At 70.2% G+C, this 15,729-nt stretch carries 12 protein-coding genes; 8 read left to right on the forward strand and 4 right to left on the reverse strand.

The genetic code is table 11. From position 1 onward, the window contains the following. The first annotated feature begins 87 nt into the window (after window positions 1–87). Window positions 88–2,058, forward strand: coding sequence for an ATP-dependent DNA helicase (locus ACIQ9E_RS00250; protein ID WP_403699546.1), 1,971 nt, complete (start codon window positions 88–90; stop codon window positions 2,056–2,058). 124 nt (window positions 2,059–2,182) lie between these two features. Here the strand turns inward: ACIQ9E_RS00250 and lexA are convergent, their stop codons facing one another. Continuing rightward, entirely contained in the window at window positions 2,183–2,977 is a 795-nt protein-coding gene (gene lexA / locus ACIQ9E_RS00255) for a transcriptional repressor LexA (RefSeq protein ID WP_403699548.1), read from the reverse strand. Between the two features lie 747 nt (window positions 2,978–3,724). On the opposite strand from lexA, the gene nrdR reads away from it, so the two are divergent. Both nrdR and ACIQ9E_RS00265 read left to right on the forward strand, forming a co-directional pair. Further along, a complete protein-coding gene (nrdR, locus tag ACIQ9E_RS00260) occupies window positions 3,725–4,237 on the forward strand; it encodes a transcriptional regulator NrdR (protein ID WP_389887132.1) in 513 nt (170 codons plus the stop codon). Window positions 4,238–4,413: 176 nt separating this feature from the next. Next, on the forward strand, window positions 4,414–7,311 hold the full coding sequence (locus ACIQ9E_RS00265; RefSeq protein ID WP_403699552.1) for a vitamin B12-dependent ribonucleotide reductase: 2,898 nt from the start codon (window positions 4,414–4,416) through the stop codon (window positions 7,309–7,311). 88 nt (window positions 7,312–7,399) lie between these two features. On the opposite strand, the gene ACIQ9E_RS00270 is transcribed toward ACIQ9E_RS00265, so the two are convergent. After that, entirely contained in the window at window positions 7,400–7,924 is a 525-nt protein-coding gene (locus ACIQ9E_RS00270; RefSeq protein WP_403699555.1) for a TerD family protein, read from the reverse strand. A 120-nt stretch (window positions 7,925–8,044) separates the two neighbouring features. Here ACIQ9E_RS00270 and ACIQ9E_RS00275 point away from each other — a divergent pair, with 120 nt between their 5' ends. The 5 genes from ACIQ9E_RS00275 to ACIQ9E_RS00295 all read left to right on the forward strand — a co-directional run bounded on the left by ACIQ9E_RS00275 (window position 8,045) and on the right by ACIQ9E_RS00295 (window position 12,359). Next, window positions 8,045–8,650 (forward strand): YdbC family protein, encoded by a 606-nt coding sequence (locus ACIQ9E_RS00275; protein WP_403699558.1) that lies wholly within the window; start codon window positions 8,045–8,047, stop codon window positions 8,648–8,650. A 106-nt stretch (window positions 8,651–8,756) separates the two neighbouring features. After that, window positions 8,757–9,416, forward strand: coding sequence for a histidine phosphatase family protein (locus ACIQ9E_RS00280; RefSeq protein ID WP_403699561.1), 660 nt, complete (start codon window positions 8,757–8,759; stop codon window positions 9,414–9,416). Between the two features lie 12 nt (window positions 9,417–9,428). After that, window positions 9,429–10,331 (forward strand): ADP-ribosylglycohydrolase family protein, encoded by a 903-nt coding sequence (locus ACIQ9E_RS00285; protein WP_403699564.1) that lies wholly within the window; start codon window positions 9,429–9,431, stop codon window positions 10,329–10,331. Window positions 10,332–10,970: 639 nt separating this feature from the next. Beyond that, the gene (locus ACIQ9E_RS00290; protein ID WP_403699567.1) at window positions 10,971–11,672 is read left to right on the forward strand and encodes a ribonuclease HII; all 702 of its coding nucleotides are present in this window, start codon (window positions 10,971–10,973) and stop codon (window positions 11,670–11,672) included. Window positions 11,673–11,753: 81 nt separating this feature from the next. Next, complete coding sequence (locus tag ACIQ9E_RS00295) at window positions 11,754–12,359, forward strand: hypothetical protein (protein ID WP_403699570.1); 606 nt, start codon at window positions 11,754–11,756, stop codon at window positions 12,357–12,359. Window positions 12,360–12,592: 233 nt separating this feature from the next. Here the strand turns inward: ACIQ9E_RS00295 and ACIQ9E_RS00300 are convergent, their stop codons facing one another. Continuing rightward, a complete protein-coding gene (locus ACIQ9E_RS00300) occupies window positions 12,593–13,210 on the reverse strand; it encodes a hypothetical protein (protein ID WP_403699573.1) in 618 nt (205 codons plus the stop codon). 227 nt (window positions 13,211–13,437) lie between these two features. Then, window positions 13,438–15,618, reverse strand: coding sequence for a DEAD/DEAH box helicase (locus ACIQ9E_RS00305; protein ID WP_403699575.1), 2,181 nt, complete (start codon window positions 15,616–15,618; stop codon window positions 13,438–13,440). Between the last annotated feature and the right edge of the window lie 111 nt (window positions 15,619–15,729).

The following is a 15,729-nucleotide window of genomic DNA, read 5'->3' on the forward strand; positions in this document are numbered from 1 at the left end:
CTCGGCGCCGGCCCCACCGCACCCGTGGGAGTGGATCCGCCGGGATCGGGACGCGCTGTCAGTCGTGGCACGTATGGTGGTCGGCCTATGACGAAGCCATCCCTCCCCGAACTCCTCCATGCCGCCGTAGCCTCCGTCGGCGGGGTGGAACGCCCTGGCCAGGTCAGCATGGCCGAGGCCGTTGCCGAAGCCGTCGAGGACGGCTCCCACCTGCTTGTCCAGGCGGGAACCGGTACCGGAAAGTCTCTCGGCTATCTGGTGCCGTCCCTGGCCCACGGGGAGCGGGTCGTCATCGCCACTGCGACGCTGGCACTCCAGCGGCAGCTCGTCGAGCGCGATCTGCCGCGCACGGTGGAGGCGCTCCACCCTCTTCTGCGCCGGCGGCCGGAGTTCGCCATGCTGAAGGGGAGGTCGAACTACCTCTGTCTGCACCGGCTGCACGAGGGTGTGCCGCAGGACGACGAGGAGGGTCTGTTCGACCCCTTCGAGGCCGCGGTCCCCACCAGCAAGCTCGGGCAGGACCTCCTGCGGCTGAGGGACTGGGCCGACGAGACCGAGACCGGCGACCGGGACGCGCTGACTCCTGGTGTCTCCGACCGGGCGTGGGGGCAGGTGTCGGTCTCCTCCCGGGAGTGCCTCGGCGCGAGCAAATGCGCGTACGGGGCGGAGTGCTTCGCCGAGATGGCCCGGGAGCGTGCCAAGCTCGCGGAGGTCGTCGTCACCAATCACGCCCTGCTCGCCATCGACGCCATCGAGGGTGCGCCGGTGCTCCCTCCGCACGAAGTGCTGATCATCGACGAGGCGCACGAGCTGGTCTCGAGGGTCACCGGCGCCGCCACCGGCGAGCTCACGCCCGGCCAGGTCAACCGTGCCGTCCGCCGGGCCGCCAAGCTGGTGAACGAGAAGACGGCCGACTCCCTGCAGACGGCGGCCGAGACCTTTGAACGGGTGATGGAGCTGGCGCTGCCGGGACGGCTCGAAGAGATCCCGGAGGATCTGGGCTATGCCCTGCTGGCGCTGAGGGACGCCGCGCGCAATGTGATCTCCGCGCTGGGATCCACCCGCGACAAGTCCGTCCAGGACGAGGACGCGGTACGCAAGCAGGCCCTCGCCTCGGTGGAGAACGTCCACGATGTGGCCGAGCGCATCACCCAGGGGTCCGAGTACGACGTCGTCTGGTACGAGCGTCATGACCGCTTCGGCGCCTCCCTGCGGGTGGCTCCGCTGAAGGTGTCCGGGTTGCTGCGGGAGAAGCTGTTCACGGACCGTTCGGTGGTGCTGACCTCCGCGACGCTCCAGCTCGGTGGCGATTTCAACGGGGTCGGAGCATCGCTGGGGCTGCCTCCCGAAGGCACCGAGGGCGATGATGTCCCGCAGTGGAAGGGCCTGGACGTCGGCTCGCCGTTCGACTACCGCAAGCAGGGCATCCTCTATGTGGCCCGCCATCTGGCGACGCCGGGCCGGGAGGGTTCGCGTACGGACATGATGGACGAGCTGGCGGAGCTGGTGGAGGCGGCCGGCGGCCGGACCCTGGGGCTGTTCTCCTCGATGCGGGCCGCTCAGGCCGCCGCCGAGGAGCTGCGTTCCCGGCTCGACCATCCGATTCTCCTCCAGGGAGAGGAGACCCTCGGCGAGCTGATCAAGAACTTCGCGGCCGATCCCGGCACGTGTCTCTTCGGCACGCTTTCGCTCTGGCAGGGCGTGGACGTCCCCGGACCGAGCTGTCAGCTGGTGATCATGGACCGGATTCCGTTCCCACGGCCCGACGACCCCTTGATGAGTGCGCGCCAGAAAGCGGTCGAGGAGGACGGCGGCAATGGCTTTATGGCCGTGGCGGCCACTCATGCGGCCTTGCTGATGGCCCAGGGAGCGGGGCGTCTGGTGCGGGCGACCGGGGACCGGGGCGTCGTCGCCGTACTCGACCCCCGACTGGCCAATGCGCGCTACGGCGGATTTCTGCGGGCCTCGCTGCCGGACTTCTGGTACACCACGGACCGCAATCAGGTGCGGCGCTCGCTGGCGTCGATCGACGCTGCGGCGAAGGCGGACCAGGTCTAGTCCGCCGGGCCCCGCCCGCCGGGCCGTCGTGCGACGGCCCGGTAGGCGGCAGGGAAGGGGCCGGATGGATCAGGGCCCCGGGACCGGCGCAGTGGGTCCCGGGGCCGGTCTGGGTGGACGGGTGTCACACCCGCCGCAACACGGCGACGACCTTGCCGAGAATGGTCGCCTCGTCGCCGGGGATGGGCTGGTAGGCGGCATTGTGGGGGAGCAGCCACACATGGCCGTTCTCCCGCTTGAAGCGCTTGACCGTGGCCTCGCCGTCCAGCATGGCGGCGACGATGTCGCCGTTCTCCGCGACGGGCTGACGGCGGACGGTCACCCAGTCGCCGTCGCAGATCGCGGCCTCGATCATGGAGTCGCCGACGACCTTCAGTACGAACAGCTCACCGTCGCCGACGAGCTGGCGCGGCAGAGGGAACACGTCCTCGACCGACTCCTCGGCGAGGATCGGGCCACCGGCCGCGATCCGGCCCACGAGCGGAACATAGGACGCGGCGGGCTTGCCGGTGGTGTCCGTGGGCTGGGTGTTGGGCTGGTCCGAGCCGCGGACCTCGTACGCCCGGGGGCGGTGCGGGTCGCGGCGGAGGAAGCCCTTGCGCTCCAGCGCCATCAGCTGATGGGCGACGGACGAGGTGCTGGAGAGCCCCACCGCCTGGCCGATCTCCCGCATCGACGGCGGGTAGCCGCGCCGCTGCACGGAGTCGCGGATGACCTCGATGACCCGCCGCTGCCGATCGGTGAGACCCGTGCTGTCCGCCCTGATTCCTGGAGGTCGGCCGGGCAGTGCGCGCGTGGGCCGGGAGGGCTCCGAACCCTCTGCGGCCGTGGCGGCATCGCTCAGGGCGCGCACCGGTTCGAATCGGCTCTGGGGGCGGTCATGGGTGGTAAAGATGGCACTGTCTGCGGTGGTGGTCATGTCGGCCCCTCTCGAATGGTCTCCCTGGCTGAACAACGGTAGTTGGTTTCGAAAGGTTGCGCCAAACACACGTTCGAGTGAAAAAACGCTGATTGCCTTACGTGGACATGCGTTTGGGTGTATGTGTCGAGGGTGGCTCCGGGGCGTCGTCCTGGGCTGCCGTACGGCGGCCCGGACCGGCGACGGGGGCGGTGGTGCCCGGTGGGCCGGAACCGGAAACCGGACGGGCCGTGTCCTCGGAGTCCAGTCTTGCATCCGCCACCCCGGAATCGGCGGATCCGTCGCGTGTCCCGTACTCTCGTGACCGGGCCCGTCCCGGCTGTGGAGTCCCGCGCGTCCGGTCTCGTCCGCGCCGACCCCGCCATTCCGCTGCCCGCCGTGCGCCGGGTGTCGATGCGGGCCCGCGCCGTACCGCGTGGCGGCCCCCGCGGACTCCCGCCGTGCCGTATACCGGTCCCGGCGCGGACCATGCCAGGAAACGCGTCTCCGGAGAGTCGTCGCGCGGCGGTCTCGTGGGGTCACCGGGCGTACGCCGTCCGCGACCGATCCGCCCCGCGCGACACGCGTCGTGAGAGGTATCCCGGGCAAACCCCATATCTAGTGGTTGGATTGGGGGTGCCGCCCACAAGTTGTGGTCCCCGGTGCTCCAAGGTTCAGGCCATCGCCTATGCTTGGGCTTGCTCCGAAGGGCTGCGGCCGTGTGTGCCGGGGCTGTTCAGTCGTGCCGTGAGGGAGGGTTTGGGAATCATGCACTGCCCCTTCTGCAGGCACCCCGACAGCCGTGTGGTCGACAGCCGCACGACCGACGACGGAACGTCGATCCGACGCCGTCGGCAGTGCCCCGACTGCTCCCGCCGCTTCACGACGGTCGAGACCGCCTCACTCATGGTGATCAAGCGGAGCGGAGTCACGGAGCCCTTCAGTCGTACCAAGGTCATCTCCGGGGTGCGCAAGGCGTGCCAGGGGCGACCGGTCACCGAGGACGCCCTCGCCAAGCTCGGCCAGCGGGTCGAGGAGGCGGTGCGCGCCACCGGAAGCGCCGAGCTGACCACCCACGACGTGGGCCTGGCCATACTCGGCCCCCTGCAGGAACTCGACCTCGTCGCGTACCTGCGCTTTGCATCCGTCTACCGGGCGTTCGATTCGCTCGAAGATTTCGAGGCCGCCATCGCGGAGCTCCGGGTGCGGCGGCCACCGGCCGCGGAGGACGGGAACGACGGGGCCCCCGGGGTGCCCGTTCCCGCCCGCGCCACCGACTGACACGGCCGCACGGCGGTCCGGGCCCGGTCTTCCGGGTACCCGGCCGGCCTGGAGCGGCGGCAGTCCGGCGAACAACACCGACCGTGAGCGCTCGGCGCGCACGGTATCCAAGACAGGCAGTGCCACGGGAAGATCTGGGCACTTCAGGGCGTTTTTGCCCGTAAATGGGAGGCGGCATGACAGAGACGACGAGCGGTCCCGCACGAGGGTCCCGAGCCAAGGGAGCCAAGGCGAACAAGGGCCTGCGCATCGAGCGTGTCCACACCACCCCCGGCGTGCACCCGTACGACGAGGTGGTCTGGGAGCGCCGTGACGTCGTCATGACCAACTGGCGCGACGGCTCGATCAACTTCGAGCAGCGTGGCGTCGAGTTCCCCGACTTCTGGTCGGTGAACGCGGTCAACATCGTCACCAGTAAGTACTTCCGCGGCGCTGTCGGCACCCCTCAGCGCGAGACCGGTCTGAAGCAGCTGATCGACCGGATCGTGAAGACGTACCGGAAGGCCGGCGAGGACCACAGCTACTTCGCCTCGCCCGCCGACGCCGAGATCTTCGAGCACGAGCTGGCCTACGCCCTGCTCCACCAGATCTTCAGCTTCAACTCCCCGGTGTGGTTCAACGTCGGCACGCCCCAGCCGCAGCAGGTGTCCGCCTGCTTCATCCTGGCCGTGGACGACTCCATGGAGTCGATCCTGGAGTGGTACAAGGAAGAGGGAATGATCTTCAAGGGAGGTTCGGGCGCCGGTCTGAACCTCTCCCGGATCCGTTCCTCCAAGGAACTGCTCTCCTCCGGCGGCAACGCCTCCGGTCCGGTCTCCTTTATGCGCGGAGCCGACGCCTCCGCCGGAACGATCAAGTCCGGTGGCGCCACCCGCCGCGCGGCGAAGATGGTCATCCTCGATGTCGACCACCCCGATATCGAGAGCTTCATCGAGACCAAGGTCAAGGAAGAGGAGAAGATCCGCGCCCTGCGGGACGCGGGCTTCGACATGGACCTGGGCGGTGACGACATCACGTCCGTCCAGTACCAGAACGCCAATAACTCCGTCCGGGTCAACGACGAGTTCATGAAGGCCGTGGAGTCGGGCGGTCGCTTCGGGCTGCGCGCGCGGATGACCGGCGAGATCATCGAGGAGGTCGACGCCAAGGCGCTCTTCCGCAAGATGGCCGAGGCCGCCTGGGCCTGCGCGGACCCCGGTATCCAGTACGACGACACCATCAACCACTGGCACACCTGCCCCGAGTCCGGCCGGATCAACGGCTCGAACCCGTGCAGCGAGTACATGCACCTGGACAACACGTCCTGCAATCTCGCCTCGCTGAACCTGATGAAGTTCCTCAAGGACGACGGCGAGGGCCACCAGTCCTTCGACGTCGAGCGCTTCTCCAAGGTCGTCGAGCTGGTCATCACGGCGATGGACATCTCCATCTGCTTCGCCGACTTCCCGACGCAGAAGATCGGCGAGAACACCCGCGCCTTCCGTCAGCTCGGCATCGGCTACGCCAACCTCGGCGCCCTGCTCATGGCCACGGGCCACGCCTACGACAGCGACGGTGGCCGGGCCCTGGCGGGTGCCATCACCTCGCTGATGACGGGCGCGTCGTACCGACGCTCCGCGGAGCTGGCCGCCGTGGTCGGCGCCTACGACGGCTATGCCCGGAACGCGAAGCCCCACAACCGCGTCATGCAGCAGCACGCCGACGCCAACACCAAGGCCGTCCGGGTGGACGACCTGGACACCCCCATCTGGGCCGCTGCCACCGAGGCCTGGCAGGACGTGATCCGCCTGGGCGAGAAGAACGGCTTCCGCAACGCCCAGGCCTCCGTCATCGCGCCGACCGGCACCATCGGTCTGGCCATGTCGTGCGACACCACCGGCCTGGAGCCCGACCTCGCCCTGGTGAAGTTCAAGAAGCTCGTCGGCGGCGGCTCGATGCAGATCGTGAACGGCACCGTGCCGCAGGCGCTGCGCCGTCTCGGCTACCAGCCCGAGCAGATCGAAGCGATCGTCGCCCACATCGCCGAGAACGGCAACGTCGTCGACGCCCCCGGCCTGAAGACCGGGCACTACGAGGTCTTCGACTGTGCCATGGGCGAGCGGTCCATCTCCGCCATGGGCCATGTCCGGATGATGGCCGCGATCCAGCCCTGGATTTCCGGTGCCCTCTCCAAGACGGTGAACATGCCGGAGTCGGCGACCGTCGAAGAGGTCGAGGAGATCTACTTCGAGGCGTGGAAGATGGGCGTCAAGGCGCTCGCGATCTACCGCGACAACTGCAAGGTGGGCCAGCCCCTCTCCGCCAAGACCAAGGAGAAGGAGAAGGCGGAGATCACCGAGAAGGCCGAAGAGACCATCCGGTCCGCGGTCGAGAAGGTCGTCGAGTACCGTCCGGTGCGCAAGCGGCTGCCGAAGGGCCGTCCCGGCATCACCACCTCCTTTACCGTGGGCGGCGCCGAGGGCTATATGACCGCCAACTCCTACCCGGACGACGGTCTCGGCGAGGTCTTCCTGAAGATGTCCAAGCAGGGGTCCACCCTCGCGGGCATGATGGACGCCTTCTCCATCGCGGTCTCGGTCGGTCTGCAATACGGCGTGCCGCTGGAGACCTACGTCTCCAAGTTCACCAACATGCGCTTCGAGCCGGCCGGAATGACGGACGACCCGGACGTGCGGATGGCGCAGTCGATCGTCGACTACATCTTCCGCCGCCTGGCGCTCGACTTCCTGCCGTTCGAGACCCGCTCGGCGCTGGGAATCCACTCCGCCGAGGAGCGTCAGCGCCACCTGGAGACCGGCTCCTACGAGCCGTCCATCGAGGACGACGAGGTCGACGTGGAGGGGCTCGCCCAGTCCGCGCCGCGTCAGCAGGACGTCGCACCGGCGCCCGTTCCGGCCCCGAATGCGGCGATCCCGGCACCCCAGCAGGCGCCGCACACCTCGGCCGAACTGGTCGAGATGCAGTTGGGCATCAGCGCCGATGCCCCGCTCTGCTTCTCCTGCGGCACCAAGATGCAGCGGGCCGGGTCCTGCTACATCTGCGAGGGCTGTGGCTCCACGAGCGGCTGCAGCTGATCCGGTGCCAGGGGCGCCGACCGGTTCTCCGGTCGGCGCCCCTGGCCGTACACCCGGGAGCTACCGGGCACCGGCCGCCGACGGCGGATCAGCCGCGGCCCATCAGGCCGACGAAACCCTGGGGATCGGTGTCGAAACCCCGTACCCCGTCGTGGAAGACCCAGCTTCCCGTATCGCTGCGGACGAACTCGGCTATGACCGCCGCCGTCGCACCCGGCACCGACGAGAAGTCGACACTGTCCAGCTCGGTATAGCCCTCGGCCATCGTGACCCGGGTGTTCGCCACGTCCGCGAAGGCCAGTCGGCCATGGGCCTGCTGGATGACCACTCCCACGAGGACCCGCCCGTACGCGGGGGCGAGCCGCTCCAGCTCCAGCTTCATCACCTCGTCCGAACCGAAGCCCTGACCGGTGCGGCTGTCCCGGGTCAGGCTGATGGTGCCGTCGGGCGAGCGGCTGTCGAAGTGCACGACGTACGCCGGGTCCCCGGACGGCGCGTCCTTGCGATAGGTAGCGGCGACGATGTCCAGATCGTGCGGTGACCGTCCCAGTGGGCTCGGATCCCAGCGCAGGGCCACCTCGACCGTGCGGACACCTTTGTTCGGGCTGCTCACCACATATCCCTTCCCCAACAACTGCCGGTTACTCTGCGTCCCTTGACCGTATCCGCTCGTGGGGCCGCGGGGCGAGGGAATGGCGGGTGTACGCCATGGACCGGGCCGTACGATGGCGCGGTGCTGGTCAAGTGGATTCGCTGCACCGTGGTCGACCGTCATGGCTTCGACCGGGGGCAGCGGAAATGGGCGGGGCTGCTGGGTGAGCCGGGATTCCGGGGCCAGGGCGGGGGCTGGAGCAGGGGCCGGCCCCGGGTCGCGCATGTCTTCGCCTTCTGGGAGAGCCGGGCGTTCTACGACTCCTTCATGGCCCGTGCGCACGACCGGCTGGCGTCCGGGCAGGCGGGGACGTACCGCGATGCCCAGGTCAGGTTGTTCGACCACCTCTTCGATGTGAAGACGGGCTTCGAACCGCTGTTCACGGGCGCCGATGTGGTCCGGGTCGCCCACTGCAAGGTGCGCGAGGAACGGGTCGCGCACTATGCACTCATGCAGGAGAAGGTGTGGAACCCCGCGATGGCCGGATCACCCGGGATGGTCCGCGGGCTGTTCGGCGAGGCGCCGGGGAACGAGTTCCTCGTGATGTCGATGTGGCAGTCAGAGGCCGAACACGGCAAGTACCGCAGCGACCGGGTGGAGCGGCTGCTGTCACGGGCTCAGACGGAGGCGGACGTCGTGGCGCTCAGCGGAGACGTCGTCCAGCTCGAACCCTCCTGGACGGTCTGACCGCCGGATCCGCCGTGCCGCGGCGGTCCGGGCGGCCCCCAGGGGCGTACGCCGGATGGGCCGTCCCGGACGACCGGGGGCGCCGGGTCCGATCTAGGGTCGTGACATGGCACGACCGCGACGCATCGTTCTCGTACGGCACGGAGAGTCGGAGGGGAACGTCGACGACACCGTCTACGAACGCGAGCCCGACCATGCCCTGAGGCTCACCGCCACCGGATACGCCCAGGCCGAGGCGGCGGGCGCCGAGCTGCGTGAGCTGTTCGGCCGGGAGCAGGTCAGCGTGTACGTCTCACCGTACCGACGGACCCATGAAACGTTTCGCTCCTTCGGTCTCGACCCCGCCCGGGTCCGGGTCAGAGAGGAGCCCCGGCTGCGGGAGCAGGACTGGGGCAACTGGCAGGACCGGGACGACGTACGCCTCCAGAAGGCGTACCGGGACGCTTACGGGCACTTCTTCTACCGCTTCGCCCAGGGCGAGTCGGGAGCGGACGTCTACGACCGCGTCGGAGCCTTCCTGGAGTCCCTCCACCGGAGTTTCGAGGCCCCCGACCATCCGCAGAACGTACTCCTGGTGACCCACGGGCTGACGATGCGGCTCTTCTGCATGCGCTGGTTCCACTGGACCGTGGCCGATTTCGAGTCGCTGTCCAATCCCGGCAACGGCGAGACCCGGGTACTCCGGCTTGGTGAGGACGGCCGCTACACACTGGACCGGCCGTTCGCACAGTGGCGTACGCCCGAGCCGTACGGCATCACCGGTTAGAGTGGCGGGAAGATGACCGCTGACTCCCCTCGCGACCGGCGCCTCGACCGCGCCCTGGACAGCCTGCGCGGACTGTCCGTGGGAGACGCCTTGGGCTCCCAGTTCTTCGTACCGGCCAATTCCCCCTTCCTGAAACGGCGCGCCCTGCCGCCCGGTCCCTGGCAGTGGACCGACGACACCGAGATGGCTTGCTCGGTGGTGACCGTGCTGGCCGAGCACGGCCGGGTGGACCAGGACGCACTGGCGCACGCCTTCGCCGAACGCCACGATTTCGACCGCGGCTACGGCCCCGCCGTCAACCGTATGCTCCGGCTGGTCCGTGAAGGGGGCGACTGGCGAGAACTCGCCACAGGCCTTTTCAACGGCCAGGGTTCGTGGGGCAATGGTTCTGCGATGCGGATCGCGCCCCTCGGAGCGTGGTACGCGGACGACCCCGAGCAGGCGACCCATCAGGCCGAGATCTCCTCGTACACCACCCATCAGCATCGGGAGGCCGTGGTCGGGGCGATGGCCGTGGCGGCGGCCGCGGCGCTGGCGGCGAATCCGGCGGGTGCCCCGCTGCCCGGCGAACTGCTGGACGGTGTCATCGCGCTGGTACCGCGCAGCGCGGTGGGGCAGGGGTTGCGCCGTGCCCGCGACATGCTCGACTACGGCGACGCGGCGACCGTCGCTGCGGTGCTCGGCTGCGGGCGGCGGACCAGTGCCCATGACACGGTTCCGTTTGCCCTCTGGTCGGCCGCCCGGTCGCTGGGCGACTTCGAGCAGGCGTTCTGGACGACCGCGCAGGTGGGCGGGGATGTCGACACCACCTGCGCGATCGTCTGCGGTGTGGTTGCGGCCGGCCGGGCCGGGCGGCCGCCCGAGCCGTGGCTGGAGTTGGCGGAGGCGCTGCCGGACTGGGTACCCGGGCCCTGAGCGCCCGCCCGTACCGGTATGCGGGCAGATGCCCGGCGGTGGTGTTCGGTGGCGGGGTGGCCGGGCGGAGCACGTACCGGTCCCTCCGCGGGGCGGGTTGCGGCCTTCCCTGCCGGCCCGATGCGGGTGCCGGGGCCGGTTCCACCGCCGAGGGCCTGAAGGTCGCTCCTGCGGACCCGGAGGACGAGTATCGCCGTCCGTACGGCCAGGGCGACCGGACCGATGTCCATCCGGAAGGCGCCGGCAGATCTCCGGTCTTCCGGTCCGTCCTTCACGAATGCGATGCGGCCGCCGGGGAGAGGTTCCAGGCGGTGATCACGGGCGGGCCGTCGAGCCGTCCGTCCGGCTGATCCGGCTGGTGGGCCGGGGTGTTGCCGCTGGGGAGGCCCGGGGAGACGCGAGGGACCGCATGGTCTTCGAGATGATCCCCGGATCGGTGATGTACCGCTCCACAGTGTGCGGGAGCGAATGGGGGATCGGGAGATCGCCGGGATGGCCGGCGGGGTGTGAAGCCCTTGCCGAGGCCGTGCGGAGAGCTTGGTGCTGTGGCCGGTGGTGATCGCGCGACAGGTGGTGCGGAACCGTGATCGGAATCCGGTTGTCCCCGGTGGGGGCGGGCGGCGTACCCTTGCTGGCGCCATGCCGTACGAACCACCCACTCACAGAGTCGAGCGCTCCATCCGGGCGACCACCGGAGCCAGGATCGTCGCCGGTGTCGACGAGGTCGGGCGCGGAGCCTGGGCCGGTCCCGTGACCGTGTGTGCCGCTGTCACCGGACTGCGCCGCCCGCCCGCCGGTCTCACCGATTCCAAACTCCTTTCACCGAAGCGCCGTGAGCAGCTCGCCGCCGAGCTGGAGACCTGGGTGACCGCCCATGCGCTCGGCCATGCTTCTCCGGAGGAGATCGACGAGCTGGGTATGACCGCTGCCCTCAGGCTGGCCGCGTGCCGGGCGCTGGAAGCCCTGCCGGACCGCCCGGACGCCGTGATCCTGGACGGGAAGCACGACTACCTCGGTGCCCCCTGGCAGGTGCGCACCGTGATCAAGGGGGATCAGTCGTGTGTGGCGGTCGCGGCGGCCTCGGTGATCGCCAAGGTGTACCGCGACGCACGCATGGCGGAACTGCCGGAGGAATTCGCCGGCTTCGCCTTCGCCGCCAATGCCGGATACCCCTCACCGGCTCATAAGGCCGCCCTTGCCGAGCTGGGGCCCACCCCCTACCACCGGCTGTCCTGGGCTTATCTCGATGCGCTGCCCCGGTGGCGGCATCTGAAGAAGGTCCGGACCGTGCCGGAGCCGACGACACCGGAGAGCGGGGGCCAACTCGGCTTCGACTTCTGAACCCCACCGCCACCAGGGAAATCGCACGTACGTGCCCACCCGCTGATGCCGGTCGAACCGGCATTTGATAGACATCCACTCATGCCTCTCCCTCCCGAGGAGCCTCAGATTCACGAGAGTGCCCAGGGTCCCCGCGCCACTCCGGCCGCCGGCCGCACCGCGCCGACCCCTCGTCCCGTACCCGGTCCGCGTTCCACGGCAACTCCCCGCCCGGGGAGCCCCGGCCCGGCGAGGCCGGTGCCTCCGGCCCCTACGAACGCCCCTGCCATAAAGCCTTCCGCGCCGCAGAATCGTTCCCAGCCGCAGATTCAGTCGATCCCCGCTCCGGCGGACGGTGCGCTGGACGCGGCTGAGGAAGCGGTCGATCTGCTGCTCGACTCCGGGCGGGCGCCCGGAGACGTGCTGGTGCTGACCACCGGTGAACGCCACCCGTGGGCGACCCACGAGCTGACGTTCGGTGAGGCCGCCTACTGGGCTCAGCACGATGCCGGTGACGACGTCTTCCACGCCGACGCGGGCGCCGTGGACCGGGCCGCGAACCGGCCGGTGGTCGTGGTCGCGCTCAACGGAGGCGCGGAAGACTCCGCCGCCCGGGTCCTCCCCGAGGCGATGAAGAAGGCGACGGCCCTGCTGATCGTGTGCGGAGATCCCCAGCGGATCAACACCGTGCTCGGTGTGACGGTCTGACCTCGGGCCCGTGACGGCCTTCCGGGCCGTGGCGGGTCGCAGAGCGCCCGGATCCGGTCTCCGGCTGTCCCCGGCGGGGACAGCCGGAGACCGGACCGGAGCCGTCGTGAACTCGTACCCCGGTGGCCGGCCGGAGCCGCGGATGCTCCGGAGCGACGGCTCCGCCCGGCGCCGTGTCCGGGGCGGCCGGACACGCGGATGTTTCGCCCGGGGGCGGCGCTGTGTGCCGCCGGTCAGCGGGCCGCCGTGCGCCGCAGGACCTCCGGAGAGCCGCCTGCCGTGCGCAGCTCATAGGGTTCGGACGCCAGCGCGTCGGCGAGATCACCCGGTACGGAGGTGGAGTTCGGCCGTCGGCCGCCCCGGCCTTCGCCGAACACCTGCCAGCCGCCCCGGGTCAGCGTGATGTAGGCGCCGCAGCGCAGGCCGTGCAGCGTGCAGGCGTCACGCAGTCCCCACATCCACGCGCCGTCCTCCTCGGTCCACCGCTCGTCGCCGTCGCGGCAGTAGAGCAGGACCGCGGTGCGCACCGGAGCCCGTCGGCGGAGGTCGTGCGGGATGACCCGGCGGAGATGGGCCAGCAGGGCGTTACGGAACTCCCAGCCGTCTGCCGGTGCCGAGCGCCGGGCGAACGAGGCACTCGCGGCCAGCCGTTCCTCGGGGTCGAGTACGGCGACAACGGCAGTGGAGGGGGTGGGCCGGTGGCGGGTGTGCAGTCCGCTGACCACTTCTCGGGGGTTGCGGAGCAGCGGGATCCCTGCCGCCGTCCACTCGGAGGGCTGGAGCATCCGGGCGAGACGGCTGGCGGAGCCGCTCGTCGAAGTGGCTGCGGACGAAGCGAATCCGAAGGTCACGATCCTCCCTTCGCATACGCGCCCACAGTGCGGGCAGGGTCGGGTGAGGGCGCACCGCGGCACAGCCCTTCAGACCACCGAGGGACCGCGCGGGGAGCATTTCAATTCTTCCTGGCTCGTCCGGATGCGGCAACGAGCAATTCGAATGCACTGGCAGGAATGGGCGGGTATGCCGTGGATATCCCTGCCCCCAGAGTTCCCGGTGACCTCTATCGTGCCCATCGGCGTCACCCTTGAACCGCGAGGACCAGCGGAAACACCCCCTTCGCGCCGGTTTTCCGAAGGAGTCGGGCCGCGACAGCAAGGGTCCAGCCGGTGTCCGAAAGGTCGTCGACGAGCAGCACCGGGCCGTCGGCCGCCGCCAGAGCCGCGGCGAGGGGGTCCGGAACGGTGAACGCCTCGTGCAGTGCCCGCACCCGCTGGGCGCTGTTGGAACGGGAGGGCCGGACGCCCTCGCCGTCCGGCGTGTACTCGACGGAGCCCAGCAGCGGCATCCGGCCGATGCCGGCGATCCGGGCACCGAGCGACCCGACCAGCTGCGGTCTGGTGCGGGAGGCGACGGTGACCACGCCGACCGGCCGGGCGGGGGCGTCCGGCGCCCCGGAGGCCCAGCCACCGGGCCCCCTGGCCCAGTCGGCGAGCACCGTCACCACGGCTTCCGCGATATCGTCGGGCACCGGGACGTCGGGCGCCTGCGGTGTCAGCATCGGGCGGAGACGGTTGCCCCAGCCGATATCGGAGAGGCGTCCGAGCGCGCGGCCGGGGAAGGTCTGTTCGCCTTCGGGGATCCGGCCCTTGAGCGGTACGCCCACCGCCGCGAGACCGGTGGGCCACATCCGGCGCGGCTCCACCTCGACTCCGGGCCGCCCCAGCTCGCCGCGTGCGGCGTCCAGCGCGGAGTCGGAGACCTTGTCGCTGAACCGGCTGCCCGCGCAGTTGTCGCAGCGGCCGCAGGGAGCCGCCTCCGCGTCGTCCAACTGCCGGCGCAGAAACTCCATCCGGCAGCCCGTCGACAGCGCGTACTCCCGCATGGCCTGCTGCTCGACCTCGCGCTGCCGGGCGACCCGGGCATACCGCTCCGCGTCGTACACCCAGGGCCGGCCGGTGGCGGTCCAGCCGCCCTTGACCCGGCGCACCGCCCCGTCCACGTCGAGGACCTTGAGCATGCTCTCCAGCCTGGTGCGCCGCAGGTCGACGAGGGGCTCCAGGGCGGGCAGGGAGAGCGGCCGGCCGGCCCCGGCCAGCACGTCGAGCGTGCGGCGTACGAGGTCCTCCGAGGGGAAGCCGACCGAGGCGAAGTACTGCCAGATGGCCTCGTCCTCCCGGCCGGGCAGCAGCAGCACCTCCGCGTGTTCCACGCCGCGGCCGGCCCGGCCCACCTGCTGGTAGTACGCGATGGGTGAGGACGGCGAGCCGAGGTGCACCACGAAACCGAGGTCGGGCTTGTCGAAGCCCATGCCGAGTGCGGACGTGGCGACCAGTGCCTTGACGCGGTTGGCGAGCAGATCGTCCTCGGCCTGCTGCCGTTCGGCGTTCTCCGTGCGGCCGGTGTACGAGGAGACGGTGTGGCCGCACTGGCGCAGATAGGCGGTGACCTCCTCGGCGGCGGCCACCGTGAGGGTGTAGACGATTCCGGAGCCCGGCAGCTCACCGAGATGATCGGCGAGCCAGGCGAGCCGGGACGCGGCATCGGGCAGTCTCAGCACTCCGAGGCTCAGGCTCTCCCGGTCGAGCGGACCGCGCAGCACCAGGGCGTCGCTCCCCGCACCGGTCCCCAACTGCTCGGCGACATCGGCCGTGACCCGGGTGTTGGCCGTCGCGGTGGTCGCGAGGACGGGGACATCGGCGGGCAGTTCCGCCAGCATCGTGCGCAGCCTGCGGTAGTCCGGGCGGAAGTCGTGGCCCCAGTCGGAGATGCAGTGGGCCTCGTCCACCACGAGCAGTCCGGTCGCGGCGGACAGCTCGGGAAGCACATGGTCGCGGAAGTCCGGGTTGTTCAGCCGCTCTGGGCTGACCAGCAGGACGTCCACGTCGCCCGAGGCGACCTCGGCCTTGACCCCGTCCCACTCCTCCGGATTGGACGAGTTGATCGTACGGGCGCGAATACCGGCCCGCGCCGCGGCGTCCACCTGGTTGCGCATGAGAGCGAGGAGCGGGGAGACGATCACCGTCGGACCCGCGCCGCGCTGCCGCAGCAGGGATGTGGCGACGAAGTACACCGCGGACTTGCCCCAGCCCGTGCGCTGGACGACCAAGGCTCTGCGGCGATGCGCGACCAGCGCCTCGATGGCCAGCCACTGGTCCTCCCGCAGCCTGGCGGCACCGCTCGGGTCGGAGACGAGACGGGCGAGCACGGCATCGGCCGAGACTCGGAGGTCCGCGGGATCCGCGAGGTCTGCGTGGGTCATGGCTCCATGGAACCCGATGGCACCGACAGGAAGCGAACGCGGCCCCGGCCTGTGGATAACGTTATCCACAGGGGTCGCGGGGATTGTCGCCGTCCTGCGACCGTCAGGGGC

This window comes from Streptomyces sp. NPDC094448 (assembly GCF_044763775.1).
Lineage (GTDB): Bacteria > Actinomycetota > Actinomycetes > Streptomycetales > Streptomycetaceae > Streptomyces.